The sequence below is a fragment of the Alkalihalobacillus sp. BA299 genome, assembly GCF_017745675.1.
Taxonomy (GTDB): Bacteria; Bacillota; Bacilli; order Bacillales; family Bacillaceae_F; genus Alkalihalobacterium.
This window is the reverse complement of record NZ_JAFLJM010000009.1, coordinates 80086-101097: the sequence shown is the minus strand read 5'-3', so window position 1 is coordinate 101097 and position 21012 is coordinate 80086. Positions and strand designations below refer to the sequence as shown.

The 21012-nt window shown below is 36.8% G+C and carries 13 protein-coding genes; 1 reads left to right on the top strand and 12 read right to left on the bottom strand.

Annotated elements, in window-relative coordinates; genetic code table 11:
* Positions 1 to 71: 71 nt before the first annotated feature.
* Positions 72 to 1076, bottom strand: a complete 1005-nt coding sequence (locus J0N78_RS13410; RefSeq protein WP_209123619.1) for an SIS domain-containing protein — start codon at positions 1074 to 1076, stop codon at positions 72 to 74.
* A 360-nt stretch (positions 1077 to 1436) separates the two neighbouring features.
* Here J0N78_RS13410 and J0N78_RS13405 point away from each other — a divergent pair, with 360 nt between their 5' ends.
* On the top strand, positions 1437 to 2420 hold the full coding sequence (locus J0N78_RS13405; protein ID WP_209123618.1) for a Gfo/Idh/MocA family protein: 984 nt from the start codon (positions 1437 to 1439) through the stop codon (positions 2418 to 2420).
* A 294-nt stretch (positions 2421 to 2714) separates the two neighbouring features.
* Here the strand turns inward: J0N78_RS13405 and J0N78_RS13400 are convergent, their stop codons facing one another.
* From J0N78_RS13400 to J0N78_RS13350, 11 genes are all read right to left on the bottom strand, one after another.
* Entirely contained in the window at positions 2715 to 4292 is a 1578-nt protein-coding gene (locus J0N78_RS13400) for a SagB/ThcOx family dehydrogenase (protein WP_209123617.1), read from the bottom strand.
* A 25-nt stretch (positions 4293 to 4317) separates the two neighbouring features.
* The gene (locus tag J0N78_RS13395) at positions 4318 to 6261 is read right to left on the bottom strand and encodes a TOMM precursor leader peptide-binding protein (protein ID WP_209123616.1); all 1944 of its coding nucleotides are present in this window, start codon (positions 6259 to 6261) and stop codon (positions 4318 to 4320) included.
* Positions 6261 to 8222, bottom strand: a complete 1962-nt coding sequence (locus tag J0N78_RS13390) for a putative thiazole-containing bacteriocin maturation protein (protein ID WP_209123615.1) — start codon at positions 8220 to 8222, stop codon at positions 6261 to 6263. The genes J0N78_RS13395 and J0N78_RS13390 overlap by 1 nt, the downstream gene beginning before the upstream one ends.
* Before the next feature lie 167 nt (positions 8223 to 8389).
* Positions 8390 to 8632, bottom strand: a complete 243-nt coding sequence (locus tag J0N78_RS13385) for a heterocycloanthracin/sonorensin family bacteriocin (protein WP_374193911.1) — start codon at positions 8630 to 8632, stop codon at positions 8390 to 8392.
* A gap of 378 nt (positions 8633 to 9010) precedes the next feature.
* Positions 9011 to 11887 (bottom strand): ATP-binding protein, encoded by a 2877-nt coding sequence (locus J0N78_RS13380; RefSeq protein WP_209123613.1) that lies wholly within the window; start codon positions 11885 to 11887, stop codon positions 9011 to 9013.
* Positions 11871 to 12245: a response regulator gene (locus tag J0N78_RS13375; protein WP_209123612.1), complete on the bottom strand. Its 375-nt coding sequence runs from the start codon at positions 12243 to 12245 to the stop codon at positions 11871 to 11873. Before J0N78_RS13375 ends, J0N78_RS13380 begins: the two co-directional genes overlap by 17 nt.
* A 32-nt stretch (positions 12246 to 12277) precedes the next feature.
* Positions 12278 to 13891 (bottom strand): GGDEF domain-containing response regulator, encoded by a 1614-nt coding sequence (locus tag J0N78_RS13370; RefSeq protein WP_209123611.1) that lies wholly within the window; start codon positions 13889 to 13891, stop codon positions 12278 to 12280.
* A 321-nt stretch (positions 13892 to 14212) separates the two neighbouring features.
* On the bottom strand, positions 14213 to 15487 hold the full coding sequence (gene kynU, locus J0N78_RS13365; RefSeq protein ID WP_209123610.1) for a kynureninase: 1275 nt from the start codon (positions 15485 to 15487) through the stop codon (positions 14213 to 14215).
* Between the two features lie 337 nt (positions 15488 to 15824).
* Entirely contained in the window at positions 15825 to 16778 is a 954-nt protein-coding gene (locus J0N78_RS13360; protein ID WP_209123609.1) for an ROK family protein, read from the bottom strand.
* 343 nt (positions 16779 to 17121) lie between these two features.
* Positions 17122 to 18837: a SulP family inorganic anion transporter gene (locus tag J0N78_RS13355; protein WP_209123608.1), complete on the bottom strand. Its 1716-nt coding sequence runs from the start codon at positions 18835 to 18837 to the stop codon at positions 17122 to 17124.
* A gap of 257 nt (positions 18838 to 19094) precedes the next feature.
* Positions 19095 to 20984, bottom strand: coding sequence for a copper resistance CopC/CopD family protein (locus J0N78_RS13350; RefSeq protein ID WP_209123607.1), 1890 nt, complete (start codon positions 20982 to 20984; stop codon positions 19095 to 19097).
* Positions 20985 to 21012 lie beyond the last annotated feature (28 nt).

The window sequence follows — 21012 nt, the reverse complement described above, 5'->3', positions numbered from 1 at the left end:
AAAAAAATTGTAAATGTTCTGAATATAAAAGTTAAATAACTTTCATATTCAGAACAAAATCAAAATATCGATTAATCAATTGGCAAATGGTAGTCTACTTTCCACATGTATCTTCTAGTTGAGAGTGGATGATTACGAGCGTCAGCTATTGCATTGGCGTAAACACGTAATACATAGTTCAATACAAGAGGGGCAATGTATCCTTTTACTTCTTCATCAATTCCATCAAAGTCATATTCTTTTGCATCTAAAACGATCAATTTCTTCCCATAACGTTTGGCAAATTCAAGTGCACGTTCTTCTAATGGACGAGTTTCATCCAGACCTAATAAATGAATAAACGGAACACTTTCATCAAGGATTTCAAATGGGCCGTGGAAATATTCTCCTGCATGAATAGCGTGTGAATGAATCCATTGCATTTCCATTAGTATACAAATTGAGAATGCATAGGCAACTCCATAGTTAGCTCCACTTCCAATTGTATAAATTACTTTTTCATCCTTATAATCTTCACCAAACTTTAAGGCTTCCTCCTTTACAGCGACCTTCACCTTGTCGTAAACAGTTTGTAAGTTCGATAGACTCGTTAACATTTTATCAAACTTATCATTTCCTTCGACTATATGTAATAGTCCCATTGTAAGTTGGTACATAATACTATAGTTTGTATTGAATGCCTGTGCTTCATCACCAAATTCAAACTTTACAGCACAATCAACATCTCTTGCTATTAAAGATCCTAAATCATTAGTCAAACCTACTGTTAGTGCTCCTTTTTCTTTAGCAAACTGTGCTGCATAGACTGTTTCAGGAGTTTTCCCTTCTAGAGAACATAGAATAACGAGTGAGTTCTTTCCTAATGTTACAGGATTTCTATGAATAAATTCATTAGAACTATATAAGTCAGATTTGATTGTTTTTGCTTCACGGTCAAGAACATATTTACTAGGATACATAAGTGCAGATGAACCACCACAAGCTACAAAAAATACATTTTCAATTTTCCGTTCTTTGACAATGTCTAATACTTCTTGGACTTGGCTTAAAACCTTTACTTGTTCATTTGTAGGCATATACTATTCCCCCAATAAAATTTTTATTTGTTACTGTAACCACCTATCCCCCTTTACTATCAAAATATGTTATAACATCTCATTTAAAGTTATAACGTTATATAACGTATTATAGATGCTACCTGTAGTTTCGTCAATATCTTTCTTTTCAGAAAAATCGATTAACTCTCGACATAACTTGATAGATATGAATCGAAAAAGAAAGATTTACGTCGAACGATATGAATATACTTAAAAATACGAGGATTGCAAAACTATGATTTGCCTTATCTTAAAAGAAGTGAGAATATACGTGTAAGAGATTTTAGAAAATAGAGTAATAACTACAAATTTGCAATTTGTAAATGGAGGATGATTCAAATGAAAATTGCTACCATTGGAACGGGAAGGATTGTAGATGCTTTCCTTTCAGGATTAGAAAACATTAAAGATGCTTCATGCGTTGCGTTATATTCTCGCAAGGAAAACACGGCAAAACCATTAGCTGAAAAATATAACATTCCAAGTATTTATACGGACGTAGATAAGATGCTACAAGACCCAACGATTGACTTTGTCTACATTGCCTCTCCAAATAGTCTTCATTATGAACACTCATCTAAAACACTTCAAAACGGTAAACATGTCATATGTGAAAAGCCTTTTACTTCAACGGTATCTGAACTGGAGAGCTTGATGACACTCGCTAAAGAAAATCAGTTGTTTTTATTTGAAGCAATTACGACGATTCATTTGCCTAATTATCAATTGATCAAAGAAAATATTGAACGACTTGGACCAATAAAGTTTATTCAGTGTAACTACAGTCAGTATTCTAGTCGATATAATCAGCTTCTTAGCGGTGAAACACCAAATGTGTTTAATCCCGTTTTTTCAGGTGGAGCCTTAGTCGATATAAATATTTATAATCTACATTTTGTAATGAACCTATTTGGAACTCCACAATCTATTAGCTATACAGCAAATAAACATGCTAATGGAATAGATACATCGGGAGTATTAGTATTAAAATACGAGGAATTTATCGCGGAGTGCGTCGGTTGTAAAGATACACAGAGTCTGAATTTTGTCCTTATTCAAGGAGAAAAAGGGTATTTGCATGTAGAACATGGAGCAAACGGTTGCCTGAAGATTATCGTTCATTCCGATGATCAAGAAATCGAACTAAATGCGCAAACCAACCCTAACAAATTGTATTATGAGTTAGTGGCGTTTAATAAGATTTACAAGGAAAAAGATCTAGATCTTTGTTATGAATTACTAGACTATAGTTATTCCGTTATGCAAGTACTCGAAGCTGCAAGAAAGGATGCAGGAATTGTTTTTGCCGCAGACATGAAATAACTAAATAAGGCTAACCTACAGTAAAAAATTAGCTAGCCACATGTTTCTTGTAAAGGGAGCCTGTCCAAATTTAAATATGCAGGCTCCTTATCAATCTTCTGTAATTATGCTTACGCTCTTATCGGGCCTAGCCCATTCGTTTTAATTGCTAAATTATATACAGCAATTTTATGTTTAGGAGTGTAAAAGGAAGATCCTCAAAAGGTCGCATTAGCGACCAATTTGAGCCAGCCTCGACAGGATACAAAGCTACGGATAGTCATTTATTTATTATATACCTTCCTTCTTCCTTACTTAGCTCTGCAAACTTCCTCTTAACCAGGGGCGAGGTCGAAAAGGACCGATTGGGATTTGAATTAAGCTCGTTTTCCCTTCTAAATCCATCTTATAAATCTCATCACACACGTTCGCTTCAAATCCAAGGATCGGATGTCCTCCCATTCCGATAGCTGAGGCCACTAACAGTAATCGTTGTACAATTATGCCCGCTTCCATCTGTTGTATTCGATATCCTCTGTTTCCCAGCTCAGTTTTATAGTGATCTTTATCGCCTGCAACATGTAGACAGAGAGGTACTTGAAACAAATTCACATTATCTGCAGACATTCCAGCTTGCAATTGGAGTCGATAATCTCCAAGTTGTACTTGTCGTAACACATGAGCTTTGCTGTCATAATGATAAGCTCCATTCGGAATGCCCTCAACATTATATAAACAGACATAAAGTGAGACATTGGGTCCGTACATCTTTTTTGTTCCATCTAAATCATTTACATACGAGAAGGAAGAAATCGCCTCCTGCATTAGTGTGGCGAGTTGCACTTGACTGACCTTTCCTAAAATAAAATCCATGTCCGGTGAAAAACGTTTTCGGCAAACGGCTGCTAGATCATATGATAACCGCTTTACGTGAGGCAATGAAACCGTTTGACTACCATGATCCATGCTTACTTTCTCCTTCATTTGCCGAATCGATCGCGTTGTTTCTAGCATGGATCCTTCGTTCATTTTAATTAACATTGGATATTCTTTGACCCTCTTAGACCTGACGTAGTGATCATACTGAATCGTTTTTAAGTCTAGGCACAATTCTGCTGCAGAAACATTCTCATCTATGTCACTCCCGTTCATTACCTGAATTGGAGGTTCTACAGATAGTGGGATAACTGTATATACACTCTCCTCCTGTTCGGATAGTCCAAGTAGATGGTTGATGGCCCGATCAAGAAATTGAAAATATACCTGCAATGAAAAGCCAAACCGCTTCGCCACTTCTATTAACTGTCCAATCAGTACACCAGCATCTAACCCTTGCAGGCGATATGAAAAGTTATTGTATTTAAAGAAGTTTTTCCAAAACATAGTCGACACAAATACAGTACCAAAACAATTCGACAGGTCACAGCGATTACCTAGGGCCCGAGCTATATACGAATCGAAATTACCTTCTCGCAACAACACTAAGCGGTGATGTGCCACGTCATAATGGTACACCCCAGCAGGCAAATCCTCTGTCTTCAGATACACGTACAATTCGTTTGGGTATAACGCTCCACCAGAAGGAACAAATCTCCGATATGATTGCATGTAATCAGATGCTTGCTTTGAAAAATCAAAGGTAAAAACTGACTGGCTAACTTGATTAAGACCGTATAGATACCATAAAAAATTCCCAATTTCACTCTGATTAGGGAATTCAGTTATTTTTCGATCTTCAAGCGTCAGCGGTACTTCGAGCGAAAATGGAATAACAGGTAAGCCGCAGTAGAGTTTATATGCAAGTGGTGCATCTTCCCAGTCCACTTCCCAGTCCGGTGGCGTTATCTTATCAATGTTAAAATGTAGATTGTGTATAAAACCATCTAGATTCATGCTACTCCCTCCTAATTACTGCACCTTATGGAAACGGATGGGGATATCGATTGAGCTGTTCATATGTCAGTGGTTGTTTCGCATATCCGAGATCCAATGGAACCTTTAACACCCGATCTAGGCCTGTTACACGAGTAAGGTGATGTCCAAAAGTCATCGGTAGCATTCCTGGAATTAACACTTTTACGCAATTCAGTCCATTTCGTTTGATTTCTGAAGTTGTCTGGTCCACCACTATTACATCAAGGTTCAAATGGCGAAACACCTGAAGAACCTCCATAAGATCAGCGGTCAGATCTGTATGTGACGTCTTCCACTTGAATTCTTCTCCAAACGTTCGTAACGGACGATGATTATCCAGCAAAAAATGTAAACGCTCTTCCGCTTGCGGCAATCCATACAGCATGCCATGATCATCCATTTGTTTCACCAAGGAAGAATCATGTAACATTCTCATAATCTTCTCTTGGTTCGCCTCAAATTTTTCGTCAAGCGTCAGCATCATCCCAGCTAACTCATGAACCGCGCTTTTGACTGCGCGTACTGGATCCAAATGAGCTCCAGCTGAACAGATGATATTCAATCCTGTTTGCTTCCTATTTTTTGCTAATGCACAAACACTTGGAATTCCGTGCTCCATCGTCGAGTTATACAAATACAGATCATATCCTGCCACCGTACGCACACGATCGACCATTAACTGCAATTCTTGGTCGTTTACAGAATTTGGGTCAAGACGCGGTAGAGGCAGCTGCGCGTACCAAGTCATCAGAAACGAATCTCGCTCGACTACTTCCAAAATACCGTAGAAAATGGCTTCCTCCAAACTTCCTCCTAACGCACATCCATTGGAAGTTTCATAGACAAATCCTTGGCCGCAGCCCAAACTGTAATAAGCAAGTAACTCTGGAACCAAAATTGGACGCTCTTGTAAAAATGAATATCCCCATACCCAATTTATTGGATGATCAGGGTTAAACGGTTTAAATGGAAATCCAGGACGTGAATATTGTTCTTTCGCATGTACCCCTACTTTGAACGGATTAAGAGCTTGATCTTTCAAGTTACGGAAACTATCATTTACTACTGTCCGTTTTCCACGTGGTGATATCCCACAGAACCGCTCCAATCCCTCTAATATCGCCGTCAACTCACTTACCGCATAAGAATGAGTCCGGCCCGCTACTCCTTCGTCTCCCATGAACAGCGGTAGGTTAACGATTACATCAGCGAAAGGGGGGGTAAAGTCGTACATTTTCCCATTTAAAAATCCAGTCCGGTGATCCAAATAGTCTTTGCTCAAAAATTTATTTAGATCATCCAGCGATCGACAGCGGTATGTGTCGGTGCTGATTTTTGGGATTGGCTTCAGTGAAATTTTGGCTGCTGTCGCTGAATCATCAGGAACCGAGCTGCAAACTGGACACAAAGAATCAGGTAGAACGAAGTGTGATTTACTTTCCAGTGTTTTTAAGTTAACCAAAAACATGCGACCTTCCATGTGAGCCAAACTCCCTTGAAGCACCCTTTGTGCTTTCTCTACGATCAAATAAGCCATTTGCAAGAGGCCCATGCGAGATGCCCATACGTCACGCGACATTTCACCTTGTGCAGCCAGGTTCTTCTGAATCTCCCACATCTCTTTACGATCGCGTCCTGCCATGAGACGCCGCAAGTCCGCACACTGGGAGCATCCTGGAGTATCCAGAAGAACTACTGGCCCGACCACCCCCTCACCAAATGAAACAAAGCCTCGCATCCATGTAATTCCTTTTGGTCGCAATACCTTTTCCGCCATTTGATGAACGGAAGGATTCCAGGAATCATGTAATACTAAAACCAAATTTGTCGCTACTGGAATTTCGGCCTTAAAATTGGGTTGGCAAACCACCTCGTATTGATTGGACAGTTCTCCGCTTACGTAGTCTGCCAATAATCCCTCTCCAACAATTACGACTTCAGCACTCACTAGGATTCCTCCTCTCGAAACAACACGCCATATACCCCTGCCAGTTTCTCTTTAAAAAATGGTTCGATTCCTAGTTCAAAGACCAATAGTCGATTACCGTGCCGTTTCAAGACCTGGATGGCGGTTTGTAAAACCTCGAAATGTGACGTTTCTTCACACGGATCGATTACAAGGTTTCGCTGTACATTTTCATCCAAAAGTACTGACGAAAACTCCGTCCCTTGTGTCGTAATGCCACCCTCTTCGTTTTGTTCTGCCTTTATCGCTTGTTGTAATGCTTTTTGAAACGCTAATGTTATATTCAAACCTACACTGCTATACCAGCAACCGTTCGTACCAACCCATACAACAGGAAAGCCGGACACTTCCTCTCCTAAACCGATTTTAGGTGCCCCGTGGATTGTAGTCAGTGCCTGTAAATAAAAGCGACAACGTTCATCTTCTATAGCTGTTAATTGCACTGCGGAAACCGAATACTTTTGATCGGTCTGACACTTTTTCAGCTCTTCGGTCAAACACCTTTGTAATCCACGGCAAACGGCCTCCGTAAACGTTTCTCCCGCACCGACACCTATAAACTGATCGGGATTTTGCATAGTGCTCTCTATTTCCTGATGTACAGGTAATGTCGCAGTAAATAGGTCAATCATTCGTGACACATACGTTTCAACACCAGATAAACCTGCTTCTCGACGTGCCCCCTGATGGGTCAATTCTGTACATACAATACTTGGCAACAGCTTAGCCGGTCCAATTGACAACGGGTCGACTACCTGAACACGGCATTGAGCGAGCGGCAGCTGCTTTAAATCCCCCTCCTCCCAAATATGGAAAATTCCTGATTCCGCTGATGTCAATTGGCTAAAAAACAAAAATAATTCACTTAGTTCACCTCTATTTGATCTCTGTTTAAGCCGGAGGTCGGCATCGCGAACCCATTCGGCTGCAACACCTCCTGTTAACAATGGATGTGGTAAGAATGAATGCCAGTTACCTTCCAACGTATCAACTCTAAGCAGGAAAAATTGATTCTTCTGTTCCATTTCGGACACACCCGTCACCTTTTTAAACAATTCAAACACGATCACATTGGCCAACATCGCTCCCACTATGGGGGAAAAGGAGTTTAATGGCTGTTCTTTACCAAATACGGTGTGATGGATACGGCGCCACATAGACTCCCAACATCCATCAGAATCTGGATCCACCAGCGGACCTGCTAGACCGACCTGTTGTAGACAAATGGCAGGGAGCAACACTTTCTTTTCATCCTTACAAACCTGATGAAGAACACGTAGTTCCTCTACCTCTCCTCCTTGTGACACATACAAAATGGAATCAAACGGCTGTACAACCTCACGCCAAAAACTTTCCTTCTTGTTCTTTAAAGGAACCTCCTCTATTGCAACCTCTGGGTCTGTTTTATGGGCATAAGCCACCAATTCCTTTAACCTCAACCAATTGGTTGGCACCGAGTCGGTGACCAAGACGTGGACCTTGGACAAACCTGATTCAATTAACGCTGAAACGAGCGAGACAAAAATAGCCCCAGAACCAATTGCTAACACTTTAGCCTGACGAAAGGTTTGAAAACGGTATGCACCGGAATTCCCAAAACTATTCAAAAATTCGATTTGCGAAGCAAATTTCTTAAAAACTTTTTCCTCCAATTGATGCGGGCGGTCCTGGCTTACATCCTTAACATACCCATTTTGATATAGTACTTCTGCAATTTCATACACCCTGTCCCGGTATGCACCAGGTAATCCTTTCGTCAACTCCCCCAGCGTATACTCCCCGTTGAACATCGGCATCAGCTTTTCAACCCACTGATCGATCGCACTGCCTTCCATACGGAACGAATTTACGTTGTTCCGAAAATACACACTGCTGTTTTGGTCCGGGAGAAAAAACGTGTCCCTTTTCACTTTTAGTCGCATTGAAGGGGTTAAATTTGTCATTTCGCTCCTCCTTACCCAAGCTATGCTCACTTTACAATATTACTTTCACCTTTATAATCTATGTACTTCAGATTGTCTACTATGTCTATAAAGAAGAATGAGTCCCTGTACAACTCATACAGGGACAGACTCTTCTCCTTTTAAGTACCCCACTTAGCGTAAAGAAACTAAGATTGACCACCGAAACAGCCACCACAACGACCGCCACAACGACCACCACATCTAAAGCAGTTAGCGCAACGGAAGCAATTAGAGCAACGGAAACAGTTAAAGCAGTTAAAACAAAAAAAGCAAATAAAGCAGCTGAAGCAACGTCCAAACCCACCACATTGTCGAGCCTGATCAATATAATATTGGTTTTGTTCCCAAGGAACTGCCTCGTTCGCCTGGAAATCACCAACATTCAACATTTGAAGTTCTCTTTGAAAATCATTCATTTTTTATAACCTCCATATTTTAAAATAATAATGGACACCAGCAGCACGAAAGGGGAAACAGAACGAAATTCACAACAAGAGAATTCACGAATACTTAGAATACTCTTCCCAACAAACTATGAAAAAATAGTAGGTATTGTTACTATTGTAAATACCTAATTTATTAGGCTACTCTCCAATAATTACACGATCGTCTCAATAACAAGCACAAAAACCAAATTATTAATTATATAAAGCCGAAAGAAAAAATTAAAAGCCTATCCCCGATTGAATGTCGAGAAAAGGCCGCAGCTAAAATACTCTTTTTTTCATTGTCTACTTGATAAGGTTATGGTAATTTCATTTTTTTCTTTAAGACTTTACTACTGAGCTCTTGTTTACAGGAAATAAGACTTGTCCGAAGCTGTCGTTTTTCAAAAATGTTTGAAGAATTGCTTTTGAAAGTTTACTTGGTTCATATGGTTTTACTAAGTAATTGCTTACACCAAGCTTTTTCCCTTTTTCGGTGTCATCTAACGCAGATGAAATGAAAATAGGAATATCTTTTAACCGCTCGTCTTTCTTTAAGCTTGTAATAATTTCCCATCCATTCACATCTTCACTTAACATAATATCAATTACAATCGCACCTGGCTTATCGTTCATAGCTTTCATATCCTTAATGGCTTCTTTTCCACTTTGATAGTACTTCACATTAAAGCCAGTATCTAGAAGCTCATTTTGTAGTAATGAACCTAGGCTTAAGTCATCTTCTATAATGACAACCGTTCCTAGTATTGATTGATTGAAACTTTCATCTTTTATCCAATTTAAACTTTTAACTAGTGGGAAATAAAGACTAAAGGTACTACCAGATTGTGGCTCTGACTGAACTGTAATATCGCCCTCATGTGCTTTCAAAATTTCTTTTACGATAGATAATCCGAGTCCCGTACCACCGATCTTACGCCTGTCCGAATTATCTACACGATAAAATTTTTTAAATAACTTAGGTACCGCCTCCTTTGGTATACCTAATCCTTCATCTTTAATATCAATATTAAGATTTGTTTCTTTTTCATAAACCGTAATGGTTACACATCCACCATTTGGTGAATATTTTACTGCATTAGCAATGACATTATTAAATGCTTGGTATAACTTATCTTTGTCCCCTAAAATCTTCGAATAATCCGTTTCTTGCTTAATTTTAAACTGATGAATATCTGTATTCACCTTTTGAGCTTCTATAACTCTTTGAATAATTGGAATCACGTCGCAATAATTTTTTTCATAGGTTTGATTACCAGACTCCATCCTTTGAACATCTAAGAAATCATTTATTAATGCTGTTAATCTTTTTGATTCTTGATGAATAGTAGTCAGGTATTTCTGTTGACGCTCAGGCTTTAACTCTTTATGCAAAAGAACTTCTGAAAATCCTAAAATACTAGAAAGTGGTGTACGAAGCTCATGACTAACTGTACTTACAAACTCTGATTTCATTTGGTCAATCTCATATTGTTTTGTTATATCTTGATGAACAAAAACAGAACCAATTTTTTTATTATTTCTATATAAAGGCTCATAATAAAGTTTAATTACGCTTCGTTTAGGTTCAATAATTTCATATATAAATGAGTCAGCTTCTATGATGTTTCTATTGTGGATATTCATCATAAACTGATGTAATTCTTTCTCCTGTTTGATCCGTCCCGATAAATGACCTAGCCATTGAGACAATGGAATTTGACTTTGAGAGCCTTCAACCCCTAGTAACTTACTAAGCTGAACATTTGATTGTAGAATGGTACCATCTTCATCCACTAATTGGACTCCTTCACGAAGTGTATCTATAATCTCTTTTGTTAGACGACGCTGGCTTTCTGTTTCTTCGTACGATTTTATTTTATCTAGTGATAAAGAAAGTTCCTTTGCTAACCCTTCAAATTCTACTAATTCATTATCTGTATATCGCTTTCCAATGCGAGTATATACCATTACAGCAGTCATCTCTTTATCAGTGGAAAAAACAGGAATAATAATATCAAAGCTCTTCATAAACTCAGTAAAATATCCCTTTTCATCGGTGGAACTTTCCCTTTCAAGAATAAACGGTCTTTTCGTTTCTTTTAGTCGCACTAAAAAGCTTTTATCAACATCTCGTAAAAATTGTTGAATACCATTATCACATACACCAATTGACGCATAATCGCGATTGTCTAATAGCACAATCATCCCTTTATCAGCATCAATTAACTTTGCCATGTTATAGATAAAACCATTTAATAACTCTTTCCTATCTAGAGTGTTTGAAAGAGCATTCACTAGTTCATTTCGTCTTTTTAAAATTCTTTCGTTTTCTTCTTTATACTTTAATGCTTCTTGTAGCTCAATTTGTTGAGCTTGTAGCTCATCTTGTTGGGCAATTAACTCTTCGTTTTGTGCTACTAACTCTTGTTCATTTTGTTGAACATTGATTAGCATTTTTTGGAAGGATCTTGATAAAACACCTATTTCATCTTGGCGCTCAACATTCTCAATAACCCCAACCTCTTTTCCATCACTTATCTTTTCTGCAACAGTTGCTAAATGTTGAATCGGTTTTTCTAACCGCACAAACATCCTTCTTGTCAACATTAAAATAATAAGCATCATCAGAGTATTAAAGATAATAAATATCCAGCGCAAATTTGCTTTTTCTTTTGCATATAAATGAAAATGTTCCACTACTTCTTGATTGATATAATCATAGTAGGTAGACAAAGTATGTTGAAATTCATTAACTTTTATTGTCGCTTGCTCTTCTGCTGCAAAATTGTGTAATTCCTCAAATTGACCTTCTTCTATATATAGCTTTGCATTTGGTAAAAGTTCTTGAAAATAATAATTATAAAAATCAGTAACTTGACTCAAAAATAAATAGTCTTGATTACTATCTGCATTATTATTCAACTGATAAATAATAGAGTCAACGTTTACACGTTGTTTATCAATTTCATCTAGCATTTCTATCTGTTGAAAGGCAATATACCCTCTTGCTTCAAAAAATACGCGATTAAAAGCCTTTTCCAAATGAGTAGCCGCTGTTTCTTTTTCTTTTAAATAATTATTTCTTTCTTCAAACTGTTTATCATGAGCTAATCCATAATAATGAAAAATAATACTAGCCATTAATATCAATATGGTGACAACACTTAGCATTCCTATCATTTGTCGATGTAAATTTTTTTTAGTCGCTTGAATCACCTAATATCTCTCCTATCACTTCTACTAACATCATAGGGCTGAACGGTTTTGAGATAAAATAGTCCGCACCTGCCAGCTTAACCTGTTCTTTATCAACTTGTTGATTTTTCGCAGAGAGCATCATAATTTTCAAATTTTGTTTTTCAGGTAACTCTCTAACTTTCTCAATCACTTCTAACCCAGTCATTCCTGGCATCATAAAATCTAATAAGAGTAAAGCATAATCATTTTTTTGAATTAGTTCATAAGCTTCTTCACCATCAGTCGCTTCATCCACTGTATAACCTTCATCATCTAATGTATCAACGACCAACATTCGTAAAACTTCCTCATCTTCAGCTAACAAGATTTTATTCAATTCAAACCTTCCTCTCTCTATATATAAAACTTTTATTTTAATTTTCGAAGCAAACGTTTAATTCTGTCTTCTATCACATGAATATTAAAAGGTTTCGTTACATAATCGTCTGCTCCCAACTGTAGAGCTTGTGAAATATCCTTTTCACTTTTTCTAGCTGTTAGCATTAGAACTGTAAAGCGATTATTATTTTCTAATGACCGAATTCGTTTCAATACTTCATTCCCATCTATATCAGGCATAATACCATCGAGAATTATCAAACCCGTTTTTTCTGTTTTATGCCATTCTTGTTGAAAAAGTTCTTTACCACTTTTAAATGATGAAACTTCTAACTCAATATGACCTTCATCTACTATTCTTTTTAAGATATCAATTAATATTGTACGAATGATTAGATCATCATCAACAATTGCTACATGAACAGTTCGCATTTGAGCTTTTAATAGTTTACTATCCCAAAGTTTTATTTGATTTCTGCCATGTTTTTTTGCATTATACAAAGCACTATCAGCTACTTTCAGCCATGACTCTATTTCAATATCAGGGTCACTTACTTCAACTACCCCTGCTGAAAAAGTAACACTAAATTCCTCTTTACCAGTTTCAAATACTTTTTCTGAAAATCCTTGCAGTAGTCGATTTAATACTTTTGCTGCTTCATACATCCTTGTATTTGAAAAAAGGATGATAAATTCTTCACCACCATATCTAAAAACTGTATCATTTTTTCTACTATATTTATTTAGATAGGCAGCAAATTCTTTAATGACTTCATCCCCAACTAAATGGCCATATTGATCATTAATTCGCTTAAAATAATCTAAATCTAAAATCGCTAAACAAAAGCTATTTTGTTCACGATAGATATCATTACACAATCTCTCAAAAACAATTATTAAATACTTTCTATTATATACAAGCGATAATTCATCCTTAAGAACAAGACTATCGACTAAGGTCTTACGTTCCAGTTGACGCTTTACTCGGATAATAAATTCATGAATATCAAATGGTTTGGCAATAAAATCATCCGCTCCTAGTTCATAACTTTTCATACGAACTTCCTTACCATTGTTTACACTTATCATAATTTGAGGCACAAACTGTTGTTTTAACTTGTGATTTAATATACTTAGAATACTAAACCCTGTTTTTTCTTTCAAATACAAATCGATAATGACACAGTCAGGCTGATAATCGTAAAAGAATGAAATTGCTTTTTCTGGATCAGCTGTTGCAAATACATGCCAGCCTTGTCTTTCTAATTCTTCCTTTAAGTACATTAGTAGTGTTATGTCATCATCGATTAACAAAATTTCTGGTAGATCAGTATTAACAGTTACGACTGGGTCATCTTCGAATGATAGATCCCCCGTTATATTTTGATAACAAACCGTAACAAGTTCACTTAAGAAATGTTGTAACTTATAGATTTCCCACTCTTTGTCTTCATTTTTATCTACTTCAGAAATTAATCGCACGCTGATACGATAAATTTCATCCAATCCAATCGTTGCTGCTGTACCTTGAATAGAATGAAGGAATCGATAAACTTCAAAGTGAAAAACAGGTTTATATTGATTAAACCATTGATGTAATTGCTTTTGAATTTTTTGCAATAAGGCTTGTCTATATTTCTCCATTTGAAATTACCTCTCCTTAAATAACCTTTAGAAAACTCTCTATTCGACAAAACTACTCGAAATACGACACCTTCTTATTTTACATCAAAATATAGTTTGATGCGGTACTTTTCACCTAATTTTATTTCCTTTTAATAGAATTTAAAATCGACTTTAATAATAATACAAACAGGAACATATCGAATTATTCTCTAACACGCTTCTTCAAAAAGAGAGATAATAGATTAAAAAACTTTGTAATTCAAATTAAATAAGTCTGTGATCAAAATATTATCACAGACCTTCCTTCATTCTACTTTCACTCGTTATTACTACACCTCATTAAGCAATAATATCGCGTGTGTTTTTATACTTTTTGTAATGCTCTTCTTCCATAATTTTCTTTAATGTATTAACTGTTTTCCAAATATCATAAAATGAGTTATATAAAGCAACAGGGCCGAGTCTTACAAAATTCGGTGCTCGAAAGTCAGGGATAATATTATAACTCTTCAATGCTTTACAAATACTTGCTGAGTGTTCATGTTCTAGTAAAACATGGGCCCCTCTTTTTGATTCTTCTAATGGACTCGCAATGACAAAGTCATATTTGTTTAATTCAAGTTCAATTAACTTAATTAAATAATTGGTTAAATCAAGAGATTTCTTCCTTATTTTTTCGATACCGGCTTCGTTAAAGAGCTCTAATGACCCCAGTAAAGGAGCCATACTTAAAACGTGTGGCGTACCAATCTCATACGCTCCTGCATCAACATCCACTTGTAGATCATGACTCATGTCAAATTGAACATCTTGTCTAGAACTAAACCATCCAGCTAACCCTGGTTCTTGACCAAAGTGCTTACGATTCACATACAATCCTCCTACAGCACCAGGTCCGCCATTGATGTGCTTATAATTGCACCAGACAGCAAAATCTACTTCCCAATCTTCTAAGTAATGGGGAATGGCTCCAATAGAATGACATAAATCAAATCCGATTATAATTCCGCGTTTATGAGCCTCCATCGTAAGGCGTTTCATATCTAGAATTTGCCCACTCCGATAAAGGACACTTGGCAATAGAATAAGTGCAACTTCATCTCCCATTTTATTGATAATTTCTTCCTCTAATAACATCCCGTTTTTACTTTCAACCCTAATTAGCGCATCATTTGGGTTAAATCCCTTTAGTTGAATTTGACTTTTAAGAGCATAGATATCAGAAGGGAATGTCACATCATCAGCTAAAATTTTGTATCGCCTTGAAGTCGGCTTATAAAAAGTAGAAACTAATTGGTGAATGTTCACAGTTGTTGACCCCGTAACGATCACTTGGCTTGGATTCGCTCCAACGAGTGGGGCTAGCTTCTCCCCTAAATTTTGCGACAAATAGTACCACGGAAATTCACCTTTTGTCCAACCATCGATTCCGTATTGCTTCCAAGCATTAAAAACTTTCATTAAAGCACCTTCAGCCCGCTTCGAGACTAATCCAAGCGAATTTCCATCCAAGTAAATTTTATCTCCAATATAAAACTCTTCCTGATAATTAGATAGAGTGTCTTCTCTATCTTTGCTTATAGCATAACCAACTGTATTCACGTCCTTCGACATTTCACATACTCACCCCTATTTATATATACTTGAATTATATGATTAGTGTCACTAGCTATAAGTTCCCACATAAACATTTCATTTGTATAGTGATGAACTAGTTAAACATATGACCATTCTTTATACAAAAGGTTTATATACAAAGAATGAAGTTTAAAATAAATGAAGTTATGTAGAGGATATAAGAAGAAGCAGAATTTTAAAATTTAAATTCTGCTTCTTCTTACATTATATTAATTAGCCTTGAATATATTCATATCAGGCTATTTTGACTAAAGCATCGTCAAATACTTTACATAATAAATTTCTTATTTTTCATATTCTATATTACAACTAATTACTCTTTACTAAAAAATGATTGAAACACTTCTACTGCGGCTCCAACCGCAACGGCATCTCTTCCTAATTGTCCTTTACGAATAATGATATCTTGGCTACGGCTTGAATACGCATGATCAGTGGCAATGCTAATTACCTTATTCAAATAGGCTCCGCTTTCTTCGATCAACCTCCCCTGTAGCAATACTACGTCTGGATGAAGAAGATTCATCATATTTGCAATCGCCAACCCATAATAATATGCCGACTCAAGAACAACTTTTTCAACAATTTGTACTTTTTGGGTGAGAGCTTCTACTAATTGACTTGAAGATGTCAGTTCCAAGCTTGGTACTTCTCGCTTAATTTGCTCAAACATGGCACCAAAGGAGCTGTAAGCGTTCAAACAACCTCTTTTCCCACAGGAGCACAGTCGTCCTCCAGGTTCTACAATAATATGTCCGTACGAGCTAGCATCTCCTTGACGACTGTTAAGAGAAATCCCAGCATGAATAAAACCACAGCGAATACCGTACCCACTAATACAATATAAGAGGTTCTCACTTGAAAAGAGTTGGGCTTGGTATTCTGCAAGGGCCGCTGTATTTGCACCATTGTTTATTATAATTGGGACCGGAAATTCTTTTTGCAGTTCGTTAATAATCGGTACATTGTCCCATCCCGGTGCAATAAATGATTCTGGATTAATCATTCTTCCATTTTTTCGATCTAGTGGCCCTACTGCCCCAATTCCAATACCAATGATATCGTTAGCCGAAAGCTGATGGGTTTGAATTAGCTGTTTGATCATATCGATAATGATAGAAATGGTGACCTCTGGCGTATGCTCTGTCGTTACCGAAAACATTTTTCGATTTAAAATGTTAAACTCGATATCTAATAGTAACACTTGAACAACTCTAGCAATTTCAATTCCGATCAAAAATCCTGAATCTTTTTGTACCTTATACAAAATAGGAGGCCTCCCACCACTTGGCTGGCCGAAGCCTCCTGACCTAATCCACCCATTACTCTCAAGTTCAGCTACCATTCTTGTCAAGGTCGTTTGAGGTACAGAAAATGATTTCAGCACATCAGATTTTGAAATTGGCCCTTTACTATGAATCAGATGATAGAGTGATTTTTTATTTTTATTTTTTTTCGAATCATCCCATAAGAAGTCCCTAATCAAGGTATACACCACTTTCGCTAAAGCTTTGCTTTATTATACCATGCTTGAAACTTAACACTGTCACCTTTTCTATCTAAAGAAAAAGCCTCGACCTTGATATAAGTTACCAAAATCGAAGCAAAATTTAAATGATATAATCATTATTCCAAACATCCTTCCCAGCACTTACATATTGATAAGATGGATCAAAATACGAGCGAAGACCCTTTTCTCTCAATAGTTGGTCAATCGTTAGATGATATTGTTGACCTTGATATTTTTCCTGCCATCCGACCCTATTAACCGTATCACGAACAGACCCCTTCATATGTGCGAATAAAACAGTAACCCCTTTACGCTGATAGGAATCGATGAGCTCGCCTAATCTTTGAGTCGAAATCGTATCAATATCATTTACTCCACTCATTTCAATAATGAGCCATTGGATTGTATTGTTATTAAGAAGTTGTTTAATCTTTTCTTCTAAAAATGAGATATTGGCAAAGTGAAGGCTCGAATCAATTCGTAGGAGTACGACTTCGTTTGCAGTAATCGCCTCAGGATAACGACTTATATCACGAAAGCTCTTTTCTTTTACAACATATCCTAACTGAGCAATATTTGGTTCTGCACTTTTTTTAATAATAAGAACTAATGTAAAGAGTGCACCAAAAATAATCCCCCATTGAATTCCGACAAACAATGTTGTTAAAAACGTAGCAACCCATATCCAACCCTCAAATGGTTTAACCTTAAAGAGGTGTTTCATTTCCTTAATATCAATTAATTTATAAACAGCTACCATTATAATTGCAGCAAGTGTCGCATTAGGCAAATAGTAAAAGAAAGATGTAAAAAAAGTGACCGTTATCATAACAAGCAGTCCTGTAATAATTGCGGTTAGCTGAGTTGCACCACCAGCTTGATGATTAACCGCCGTTCTTGAAAAGCTGCCGTTCACAGGAAACGAGGAAAAACAAGAGCCAACGATGTTAGAAAAACCTAGTGCTGTAAACTCTTTATTTGGTTTAATCTCATATTTTTCTTTCTTCGCAACTGTCTTTGCAATCGATAGAGACTCCATGATTCCCAACATTGCAATGGTTAAGGCTAGAGGGGCTAACATTTTTATAAGTTCAAAAGATATATGAGGGAAAGCGAAACCTGGAAAGCCGTTTGGTATATCACCGACCACGCGAAGATTCTGTGTCTCTAAACGGAAAAATACAACGGTTACTATTGATAAAACGACAGCCACAAGAGCAGCGGGAAGTTTCGGAGTCCATTTTTTCATTGCTAATAAAAGTACAATACACCCTCCGCCAATCAGTATTGTTAACGAATTGATATCATTAAACTTCTGAAAAACCTCAAGGAGAAGCAGGTGAACCTGCAAGTAATTTCCTAACTCAATTCCAAGTAGGTGCTTTAACTGACTAACTCCTATCACAATCGCTGCTGCTGATGTGTAACCATTCATGACAGAATGAGGAATAAATTTCACAATAAATCCTAACCTTAATAATCCAAATAGTACTTGAATGGCTCCAACCATAAAAGCAAGAACAATAACTGTTGAAATGTAAGAGGAAGAATTAGGCTCTGCATATACAGAAACTCCTGAGAAAACGAGTAATGATGTGATAGCAACCGGACCTACAGATAAATGCCTTGAAGAACCTAGCATAGCATAGACAAATACAGGAATGGTTGACGCATATAAACCCATAACAGGGGGAAGCCCCGCGAGCATTGCATATGCCATTCCTTGAGGAATTAGCATAACAAATAATGTTAACCCAGAAATCAAATCACGCTTTAGTGTTGATGTAGTATGATTCCTTAAAAAGTTTGCTATCATAACTTCACCCCTTTCTCTCAATTTTAATTACTATTAGTTTAACACACTTTTGACCAAAATGGATAAATGTATTTGTATTTATTTTACGTTCTTTTTATTATGAACTACCTCTAAATACGTTTATATATCCTCTTAAGAATGCATATTTCGAGTAAAACTTCAGATAAAAACGATTCCACACCAATCTGTGGAATCGTTTTTTTCCGGTCTCCTAAATTCCCGTACAATATTGATTTGTACAGTATTTCATTATTATGTTAATACATTTCTCCAGGTACTTGAATTTCATAAGGAATTGTAATTTTTTCTCCATCTACTTTCTTAACATGGATCGTTAAGTAGATTGCTCCAGAGCCATGTAAGAGACTACCTGTAACTTTAAAACGTCCATCTTCAACTGGAAACGCAGTAAGTGTTCGTTTCATAATAGGAGGCATAAACAGTTCAACATCTACAGCCTTGATTTCATTCGGATTTTGAAATTCCATAACTAAATCATTATATCCTGGTTTAAAAGGACTAATTTCTACCGAAACATTCATCGCTTGATCTGAATTTACAGGATAGACCCCCTGCTCCGCCGTCCGTGGAGAAGCATTAACTAAAGAGGCCGCAAAGAAAATGATAATAATTCCAAGGAATAATTCCGTTTTTAATTGAGTACGAAAAACTTTTGCTCGGTTTTGCAGGTCTTTTTTTATTAACCTTATTTGCAGCATACCCAAAAGGATAATCGCTATAAATAAAACGATTTTGATTAATAGAAATTGCCCCCAGCTGCTTATCGTTAAACTTTCCAAGGAAAAAGAAGGTAAATAACGATATAACATCGCTAGACCCGATAAAAGCATGACCCCCATACTAATAAGAGCATATTTGGAAAAGATCTTTCCTTTCTCTTTTAACCATGTTAACCCATTATCTTTTGGGATCATCAATAATAATGTAACGAGACCACCTAACCAAATCGCTATGGAAAATAGATGAATTGCGTCTAAAATGATCGAGAGAATACCACCATAACGTTCTGATACAGCATGTCCAGACAGTGCCCACATAAAAATGACTCCATAAAGCAAAATGAACGGTGCTTTTGTAGACATAAGTACAAAAGCGATCATTACTAGTGCAATTTGAATTAAAATTCCCCAGACAAATTGGAATTTCAAGAATTCTCCTAAGGAAATGTTGGGAAACTCAAAAATTTGAGTAGTTACCAATAATAGAAATCCAACTAAACTTATTAGATATAATACAAGTTTGGCTTTTTTCCACTTGTTTGTACAGCCACTCCCTCTAGCAATGAACAATTGAAAGAACATGCCGCCAAATAGAATGAAGACGCCTATATAGGATAACCAACTAGCGATCTCATTCAGCCCAATATTAGACAACACTATCATTTTTACTTTTTGTCCTTCGGGCGGTATAACTGAAGTTACTTCTTCTACTGCAAAATAAAAGGTTCCATTTTTGCTCTTATTATCTTTCTTAACATACCAATTCACTTCATAGGTTCCTTTAGGCAATTCACTGTCTAATTCGATGGTAAAATGTTGCCGCGGACCTTGATGGCCCCCTGTATAATCCACGACTTGTATCATTTTTTGATTATCGTCAAATAAACCAACGACTTCAAGTTCAATATCGTCAGAGAACCATAGCTCTATTTGATTTGGAGAAACTGAAACAACTTCACCATCTGCAGGAATAGATTTCGTTAGCTGAAGGTTTCTCCAAAACTCTGATTCAGGTATCTTATCTTTCTCGATTTCAAATTGATAGCGCTCCTTAATTTCATGCCCGTCCATCGCAATGGCATGAATTTCTACCGTATACCTTCCAGCTGATAACGGTTCTTCTAAAGAAAGTACGACTTTCCGTTTATTCATTGAATCAATAGCAGGTTTAGGTGTTTGTACGGTTGCTCCATTAGACGCAATGACACGAATTGAATCCGAATAGATTTCCACGGGATCCGCAAAGGTTACTTCTATTTGATCTGGTGAATACTCTACTATTTCACTAATACTTGGGTTTACAGTTTCTATTTTTGAATGCGCTTGCCCTTCGAGTTGATTTACAAATAAAACGACGACAAACAAAGAAAATATGAGTCCAAGAAATACTCCTTTATTTTTTATCATCTATTCCTCATCCTATCCCCTTCTCTCC

Coding starts and splice junctions, on each gene's coding strand:
- J0N78_RS13400 (WP_209123617.1), bottom strand. CDS start 4,292: ATGAATCTAGATGGTTTTATACACAATCTACATTTTAACATTGATAAG.
- kynU (WP_209123610.1), bottom strand. CDS start 15,487: ATGTCGAAGGACGTGAATACAGTTGGTTATGCTATAAGCAAAGATAGA.
- J0N78_RS13355 (WP_209123608.1), bottom strand. CDS start 18,837: ATGATAGCAAACTTTTTAAGGAATCATACTACATCAACACTAAAGCGT.
- J0N78_RS13350 (WP_209123607.1), bottom strand. CDS start 20,984: ATGATAAAAAATAAAGGAGTATTTCTTGGACTCATATTTTCTTTGTTT.
- J0N78_RS13390 (WP_209123615.1), bottom strand. CDS start 8,222: ATGACAAATTTAACCCCTTCAATGCGACTAAAAGTGAAAAGGGACACG.
- J0N78_RS13370 (WP_209123611.1), bottom strand. CDS start 13,891: ATGGAGAAATATAGACAAGCCTTATTGCAAAAAATTCAAAAGCAATTA.
- J0N78_RS13405 (WP_209123618.1), top strand. CDS start 1,437: ATGAAAATTGCTACCATTGGAACGGGAAGGATTGTAGATGCTTTCCTT.
- J0N78_RS13385 (WP_374193911.1), bottom strand. CDS start 8,632: ATGTTGAATGTTGGTGATTTCCAGGCGAACGAGGCAGTTCCTTGGGAA.
- J0N78_RS13410 (WP_209123619.1), bottom strand. CDS start 1,076: ATGCCTACAAATGAACAAGTAAAGGTTTTAAGCCAAGTCCAAGAAGTA.